The organism is Bacteroidota bacterium, assembly GCA_013696965.1.
In the GTDB taxonomy this organism is placed as follows: Bacteria; Bacteroidota; Bacteroidia; order JACCXN01; family JACCXN01; genus JACCXN01.
In genome coordinates, this window is sequence record JACCXN010000033.1 from 1 (window position 1) to 7,763 (window position 7,763).

Annotated in this window: 7 protein-coding genes and 1 pseudogene; 4 read left to right on the forward strand and 4 right to left on the reverse strand. The window is 32.6% G+C overall.

From position 1 onward, the window contains the following. Positions 1 to 1,082 precede the first annotated feature (1,082 nt). On the reverse strand, positions 1,083 to 2,627 hold the full coding sequence (locus tag H0V01_05510) for a PAS domain-containing sensor histidine kinase (GenBank protein MBA2582830.1): 1,545 nt from the start codon (positions 2,625 to 2,627) through the stop codon (positions 1,083 to 1,085). A gap of 51 nt (positions 2,628 to 2,678) precedes the next feature. Further along, positions 2,679 to 2,861, reverse strand: a complete 183-nt coding sequence (locus tag H0V01_05515) for a hypothetical protein (GenBank protein MBA2582831.1) — start codon at positions 2,859 to 2,861, stop codon at positions 2,679 to 2,681. Positions 2,862 to 2,932: 71 nt separating this feature from the next. On the opposite strand from H0V01_05515, the gene H0V01_05520 reads away from it, so the two are divergent. Then, on the forward strand, positions 2,933 to 3,511 hold the full coding sequence (locus H0V01_05520) for a hypothetical protein (protein ID MBA2582832.1): 579 nt from the start codon (positions 2,933 to 2,935) through the stop codon (positions 3,509 to 3,511). Here the strand turns inward: H0V01_05520 and H0V01_05525 are convergent. After that, positions 3,508 to 3,948 carry a helix-turn-helix transcriptional regulator gene (locus H0V01_05525; protein ID MBA2582833.1) on the reverse strand — a complete coding sequence of 147 codons (441 nt, stop codon included), beginning with the start codon at positions 3,946 to 3,948 and terminating at the stop codon, positions 3,508 to 3,510. The genes H0V01_05520 and H0V01_05525 overlap by 4 nt on opposite strands. A 95-nt stretch (positions 3,949 to 4,043) precedes the next feature. Here H0V01_05525 and H0V01_05530 point away from each other — a divergent pair, with 95 nt between their 5' ends. Both H0V01_05530 and H0V01_05535 read left to right on the forward strand, forming a co-directional pair. Continuing rightward, complete coding sequence (locus H0V01_05530; protein MBA2582834.1) at positions 4,044 to 4,283, forward strand: hypothetical protein; 240 nt, start codon at positions 4,044 to 4,046, stop codon at positions 4,281 to 4,283. Positions 4,284 to 4,302: 19 nt separating this feature from the next. Continuing rightward, a complete protein-coding gene (locus H0V01_05535; GenBank protein ID MBA2582835.1) occupies positions 4,303 to 4,638 on the forward strand; it encodes a response regulator in 336 nt (111 codons plus the stop codon). 266 nt (positions 4,639 to 4,904) lie between these two features. On the opposite strand, the gene H0V01_05540 is transcribed toward H0V01_05535, so the two are convergent. Beyond that, positions 4,905 to 6,428: a PAS domain S-box protein gene (locus tag H0V01_05540; GenBank protein MBA2582836.1), complete on the reverse strand. Its 1,524-nt coding sequence runs from the start codon at positions 6,426 to 6,428 to the stop codon at positions 4,905 to 4,907. Between the two features lie 679 nt (positions 6,429 to 7,107). On the opposite strand from H0V01_05540, the pseudogene tnpA reads away from it, so the two are divergent. Then, a pseudogene (gene tnpA / locus H0V01_05545) lies at positions 7,108 to 7,571 on the forward strand (IS200/IS605 family transposase). Positions 7,572 to 7,763 lie beyond the last annotated feature (192 nt).

Genomic DNA, 7,763 nt, shown 5'->3' on the forward strand with positions numbered 1-7,763 from the left:
ATCTCTCTTTTAAATAAATGCACTTTGCGCCCACCTAAGAATAAAAAACATAAGGGTGAAGGGTGTTTTTTTGCAAATGATGCCTCAGGGTGGATATTATATTCTTTTAATGGCATTTCTATGTTGAGTTGATTCAAACTACAATTGTTTCTACGGTTTTTTATTTACTGTTTTCTAAATTTTTACAAATAACATACCCGATTTAGGTTTATTATTGTTTTTATGTGGCGAAGATTCGTTGAGTGCGAATTAGGATAGCCAAAGAGTATTATTTCCTGTAATCATGTAGGAATGAGTTTCCCCTTATGTGCAATCTGTTATACTATTAATAAGTTACATGATTTACCTATTTCTATTCACTGTTGTCCTGGGAAAAGGATAGAGATTCCTCATTTCGCTACGCTCCATTCGGAATGGCAAGGGATTCAGTTATATCAATGAGAGGGAGGGGTTAAAATAATTTTGATGTGCTGGGGCGTTAAGGGGCGTTAGCCCTGTATTCTTCGTAGCAAAACGTATGTGTAGCAAAAAAGGGGCGTTAGCCCTGATATCTTTCCTAATCGTACCATGGGCTCAATCTGATGTCAGGGCTACGCCCCTTTTTTTAAATTTTCATTGTTTTTCTACCAAGATTTTGGGGCTACGCCCCATTATTACTGTAGCATAAGGGGCGTTAGCCCTGTATTCTTCGTAGAAAAATGTATGTGTAAATAAAAAGGGGCGTAGCCCTGATATCTTTCCTAATCGTACCATAGGCTCAATCTGATGTTAGGGCTACGCCCCTTTTTTTTAAATTTTCATTGTTTTTCTACCAAGATTTTAGGGCTACGCCCCATTATTACTGTAGCATAAGGGGCGTTAGCCCTGTATTCTTCGTAGCAAAACGTATGTGTAGCAAAAAAGGGGCGTTAGCCCTGATATCTTTCCTAATCGTACCATGGGCTCAATCTGATGTCAGGGCTACGCCCCTGTTTTTTAAATTTTTCATTGTTTTTCTACCAAGATTTTGGGGCTACGCCCCATTGTTTTTTGCTATAATTGATTTTATTCTTTAATCCAGAAAAAACATTGAATTTAGAAAATCACTTCCCAATTGGTAAGGTAAAATGAAAAGTAGTTCCTTTTTCAGGTTTGCATTCCACCCAAATTTCACCTTTGTGCTTTTCCACAAAATCTTTTACCAGTATCAGGCCCAGACCTTTCGGTTTCCCCTCTTCATCTTTCTGTTCTGAAACAAAAGCTTCATTACTGAATAATTTACTTCTTATTTCTTCAGGTATGCCTTTCCCAGTATCAGCAACGGAGATTTCAATAAACCCTTTCTCTTTTTTTTGTGCGGAAATGGTGATTTTTCCACCCTCTGGGGTGAATTTTATGGCATTGGTAACGAGGTTCTGAAAGATGGAACGCAGCAGTAACGGATCTGCTTTTACCAGAATATCAGTATCAATATTATTTACAATGTCAATGTTTTTTTGATTTGCATTTACCTGAATCAATTTTAATGAGAACAGAACGAATTCATATAAATTTATCGTCTGCGGATTAAAAATTATTTTTTTTGTTTTCTGATTCGACCACTCCACCAGTTCGTTGAGCTGTTCAATTATTTTTTTTGAAGATGTATTAATTATTCCTGAGAAATTTTTTATTTCATCCTTCTTCAGCGCTTCTATATTATTCAGGATAATGTTAGAGGAAGAAACAATGGCTGCAACCGGGTTTCTTAAATCGTGTGAAATGATAGAAATAAATTTGTCTTTTGTTTTACCAATCTCCTCAAGTTCAGCGTTAATTTCTTCCATTCTCCCGTAAGCCGATTCCAGTTCAATGGTTCTTTCTTTTACCTTGTTTTCCAGGGTTTTGTATAGCTCTTTAAGCTCATTTGTGGTTTTTATTTGGGATGATATATCTAAATAAATTGCATAAGATCCTAAAAATTCATCATCAACTATAATCGGAAACTTTACTGCCAGCACATCAATTAATTCATTGTCTTTTCTTTTTCTTTTTGTTTCAAGCCTGTCAAATTTGCCATTTTTAACTTTTTGTACAATTTCATTATATTCTATAACAAAACCTTCCGGAATTATTAAGTCTTTAAGGTTCTTATCTTTCACTTCATTGGCAGTGTATTGAAATGTTTCCTCAAAAATTTTGTTGATCTTTATTATCTGTTCTTTTTTATTTAAAAGAACTATTGCAAAAGGGGCTGAATAAAAAAGTTCCTCAAGGTATGTGTTTAGTTTTTTTAACTCAGCCTTAGATTTTTTTTGCTCTGTAACATCTGTGGTAATTTTTAATATGCATGCTTTATTGTTAAATTCTATTTGTATGGCAACCAATTCTACATCTATCTCCTGGCCATCATCTTTAATGTTTTTTGTATTTAAATATATATCCTTGTCTTCCGAAACTTTTTTTAACTGTTCTTTCAAAAATTCCCGCTCACCTTCAGGCACAATATCCATAAAAGTTTTTGCAAGCAATTTTTCTTCAGAATAGGATAATACTTTAATGGCTGCGGCATTTACCTTAAGAAATTTTAAATCTTCTTTGTCAATTACGATCATGGCCAATGGATTTTTTTCAAAAAGGGCCAGGTAATAATCTTTCTGCTTCTCCATGGTGATTGTATTTTATGCTTTAAGTTCAGAAAAAACATTGAATTTAGAAAATCACTTTCCAATTGGTAATGTAAAATGAAAAGTAGTTCCTTTTCCCAACTCACTTTCAACCCAAATTTTTCGCTTATGTTTTTTAATAAATTCTTTTACAAGAATTAAACCAAAGCCTGATTTATCATCAGAATTTTCATTTAACAAAATTGTATCATCACTGAATAACCATTTAAAGACGATTTTTCAAAGTGAAATTATTAGAAAAATTTCAGTAAATTTAATGGAAATGAATTTATTAAAGTTGCAACATCATGTTGAATATAAAAACTAAACCTATAATTCTATTAGCCGGGAAAAAAAACAAGCCTTTTATAGAGCTTGCCCAGCTTTTAAAAGGAATAAAAAAATGGAAGCTTGTTTTAATAGATTCAGCAATAAAGCTTAAAGAGAATATTGCCAAAGAAAAGCCCGATTTAATATTAACAAGTGATGATCCGGAATTTTCTGCTGCCTGTAAATTATTAAAATCCCAGCCTAACACAAAGGACATTATCATATTGGCTATTACAAAAGAGCAGGCATTAAACATTAGATTTTTATCTTCATTCTCTGATGATTTTATAGTAGAGCCAGTTAATTGGGAGCAATTAAAAAACAGAATACAGGCGTTCACTAAAAGTACCCTTCAAATAAAAGAAATGGCCACAGAATTAAATCAAACCAAAGTTTTTATGATGTTCTTCAGGGCATCCTCGGCCTCAACTGGTTCAGGATTGGGCTTGTTTTTGGTACAAGAAATGCTCAACAAAATAGGTGGTAAAATAAAACTGAAGTCAGAAGTAGGAAAAGGATCAGTTTTTTCAGTGATTTTGAAAAAGGAAAAGGCTTAATTTAAATTGTTTTTCATCATCGTTATAAGTTCTTCCTTTTCCTTTATTTGGCTTTTTACAGTATTAATGATAGTTTTTAAAAAACGGATTTCTTTGTTGAGTTTTAAAATCAACAATTCATTGCTATTGCGCACATTTGAGTCTAATTTAAAACCAGTCGCAAGTGGAGGTATGTTTACTGGGGGATTATTATCCAAAGTGGTGTCTTCAATAGGTATATCTTTCAACATATTGCCATTTCCTGTTAAAAGCCATTCACTATTCAATTCTGGAAAAACGTTCGATATTTTCATTAGTTTATCAATCCCAAAATTTTTCTTATAGGTTATCATCTGAGTCATCTGGCTGGCAGAACACTCTATTTTTTTACCAAACTTAGTAAAAGAAAGCCCCTTATATTCAATGAATTCCTTGAGTCTTGAAGAAAAATTATGCATTTGTTTAAAAAAATTACATTAATAATATTAAACGTTGATTTTATTTAATATTTTTGTTTATGTATATTTAAAACTGTTAATTATATTTAACAAAGATGCAGCAAAACCCCGAATACACAACAGAATTAGAAAATTATTATAAAATTACTGTGCAAAAGCTTGTTGCAGAGCTTGCCGGATGCTCTACAGGCCTGGTTAGCATGGTGTGGAAAGGGCAGAGAAATAATTTACAGGTAAAAAAAGCAACCCAATTTGTGGTTATTAAGGTAGGGGAAATTAAAAAAGAGTGGACCCAAAAAGCAGATAATGATACACCAACTTTTAATGATCGATGACGATGAAGATTTTTTATTTATGAATAAAATAATAATTAAAAGATCGGGAATTGTTAAAGAAATGATTGTTTTAGAAGCCTCACAAGCAATAAAACATTTAAAAGAGGGGAATGAAAATTCTAAAATTTTACCCAATGCGATTCTTTTGGACCTTCACATGTATCCAATGGATGGGTTTGAATTTTTAGCCGCTTTCGATCTACTTCCAACAGAAATTAAAGATATTCCCATATATATATTATCTTCAAGCGTTGATCCTAATGATTATAAAAAAGCAATGAAGTTCCCTTATGTAAAAGATTTTTTACATAAGCCATTAACCATCTCAGATGTTCAAAATTTGGTTCCACTTTAAGAAATTAGAATGTTTGGGACTTCACCTTTATAACTACAGCATACTTTTCAGAAGTGACTTATATCGTTTCCTGTAATTATTGGATAATTAGAATGCAGAATGAACTTTTCTGGATATTGCTGAATTAAAAAAACCGGTAGTTCCCATTCATCCGTCTGTTTGTTTTAGGCACAAACACTGCAAATTATTTTTTATGAGGTGGCAAAAATTTTCAGGAACGTCAAAATAGCAAATTTCAAAGCAGCTATGAGGCAAGTGGGGCTGCTTTAAGAGTTGGGCTGATGGTCAGCTTTTCCAATTGGTAATGTAAAATGAAAAGTAGTTCCTTTTCCCAACTCACTTTCAACCCAAACCTTTCCTTTATGTTTTTTAATAAAGTCTTTTACAAGAATTAAACCCAAGCCTGTAGATTTGCCCTTTTCAGGTTCTGAATTACTTATAACAGCTTCATCACTAAATAATTTTTTGCTATCCTCGTCAGACATTCCAATACCTGTATCCTTTATTGAAACCTGGATAAACGAATTCCCTTTTTTAAGAGCAGAAACTATAATTCTGCCTCCCTTTGGAGTAAATTTGACAGAGTTAGTTACAAGGTTCTGAAAAACTGACCTTATTAAAAACGGGTCAACCCAAACCTGAAAAGATTTATCTACTTCATTAATAATTTGTATCTCTTTTTGTTTAGCATTTTCTATTATGAGTTCTGTTGACAGGGAAACTAATTCATATAAATTCCGGTTTTGAGGGTCGAAGTTTATTTTTTTTGTTTTTTGTTTTGACAACGCTACAAGTTCGTTGAGCTGATCAATAATTTTTACCGAAGCTCTGTTGATTATTTTAGTAAAATCCGAAATCATTTCCTGTTCAAGTGTTTTAGCATTTTTAATCATAATTTCAGAAGTAGAAATTATGGCAGAAACAGGATTTCTTAAATCGTGTGAAATAATAGAAATAAATTTGTCTTTAGACTTTGCGACTTCTTCAAGTTCAACATTGATTTCTTCAAGTCTGCTATATGCAGATTCTAAAACTTTAGTTCTTTCCGAAACTCTTCTTTCAAGTTCTGAATATAGCTCTTTGAGTTCTTTCTGTGCTTTTTTCTCTTCTGATATATCTAAATAAATGGCGTAAGAGCCTTTGATTTTTTTGTCAATCATAACAGGGAATTTTACAGCCAAAACATCCATTAATTCATTCTCTTTTGTTTTTATTTTTGTCTGAAGCTGAACATATTGCCCATCGTTTACTTTTTCTGTCATTTCTTGGTGTTCTGCAAAGTATTCTTCAGGTATAAAGGTTTGAGGCAGGGTTCTATTTTTTAATTCATCAGTAGAAAAATTGAAATTTTTTTCAAAAGTCTTATTTACTGCATTAATTTGTTCATTTCCATTTAAAAATGCAATTGCAAAAGGAGAGGAATTAAACAATTCCTCAAAAAATAGTGCAGTTGTTTCTTTTGCAAATTTTAATATGCAGTCTTTGTTTTTATATATTATATTACAAGCGGTGACTTGAAAATCAATTTTATCACTTTTTTTCTTTATATTTTGAATGAAAAAGGTTACAGTTTCTTTTTCAGGAATTCCATTTAAATTGTTTAGGATTTCGTTGATGTCTGCTCCACTAACAATATCTTTCATACTCATCGTTAGTAATTCATTTTCAGAATAACCGAGGGTAGATGTGGCAGCCGGATTTACCTTTAAAAAATTCATATTCTCTTTTTCAATGATTATCACAGCTAAGGGAATAGTTCTAAAAAGGGTATCAAAAATATTTTCTTCCATAATCATCTTTTGTAATATAGTAAAGTTAAAAAATTCTGTGTAAATTCAAATGTAGCAAATGTGGCTTGCAAATGTGCCAAATGTTTGACTGATTTCACGTTATAGGTTTTCCGAATTTTAGCATTACTTACAACTATTATTTAACATCAACCAGTTTTTTTGTTATTGGATAATTATTAACTTTATAAAGGAAGGATTGGTATTAGTACATTTTGTCCTAATGAAGTATTTTGTCAACCAAAATGGTGGTGAAATTTATATTGAAAGTGAAGAACACAAAGGAACTACAGTGATTTTTACACTGCCATTGGCTGATGATTCACTTTATTAGTGGGGAATGACTGTGTATTAGTGCTATATCTTCACTATCAATTTTATTTGCTTTCAAATGTTTGTTTGTCCCCATTAGATTAAATTTAATACAAAAATTGGACAAATTTAGGATGTGGGTATTCGAATAGAAGCGGAGGGTAAATATAATTTTGATGTGCTAAGGTATCAATGGGGCGTAGCCCTAAAATCTTGGTAGAAAAACAATGGAAATTTAAAGGTAGGTTTGCCTGGCAAGAAGGATATGGGTCATTTTCCTAAATCAATGGGGCGTAGCCCCAAAATCTTGGTAGAAAAACAATGGAAATTTAAAAAAAAACAGGGGCGTAGCCCTGACATCATTACAACAATGGCAAATACATACACACAATTATACATCCAATTCGTTTTTTCGATACAAGGGCGGCAAAACCTAATCAAAGAATCATTCAGAGATGAATTGGAAAAAGTGATGTGTGGAATTGTTACCAACCATAAATGTAAAACATACGCAATTTATTGCAATCCAGACCATACCCATATTTTTGTGGGAATGCACCCAACAATTTCGCCTTCTAAACTAATGGAACAAGTGAAATCGGGTTCGTCAAAATGGCTGAATGAATCCCGATAATCGGGATGGGGAAATTTTCGTGGCAAGATGGTTATGGGGCTTTTACCTATTCAAAATCGCATATCGACAAAGTAGTGAACTATGTTTTGAACCAACCAGAACATCATAAAAAACAATCTTCCCGAGACGAATACTTGTTACTATTAAAAAAATTTGAAATTGAATATGATGCAACATATTTGTTTGAATGTTACGATTAGGAAAGATTACAGGGCTAACGCCCCTTTTTATCTACATACATTTTTCTACCAAGAATACAGGGCTAACGCCCCTTTTTTGCTACGAAGAATACAGGGCTACGCCCCTTATGCTACGGTAATAATGGGGCGTAGCCCTAAAATCTCCGTAGAAAAACAACGAAAATTTAAAAAACAGGGGCGTAGCCCTGAAAT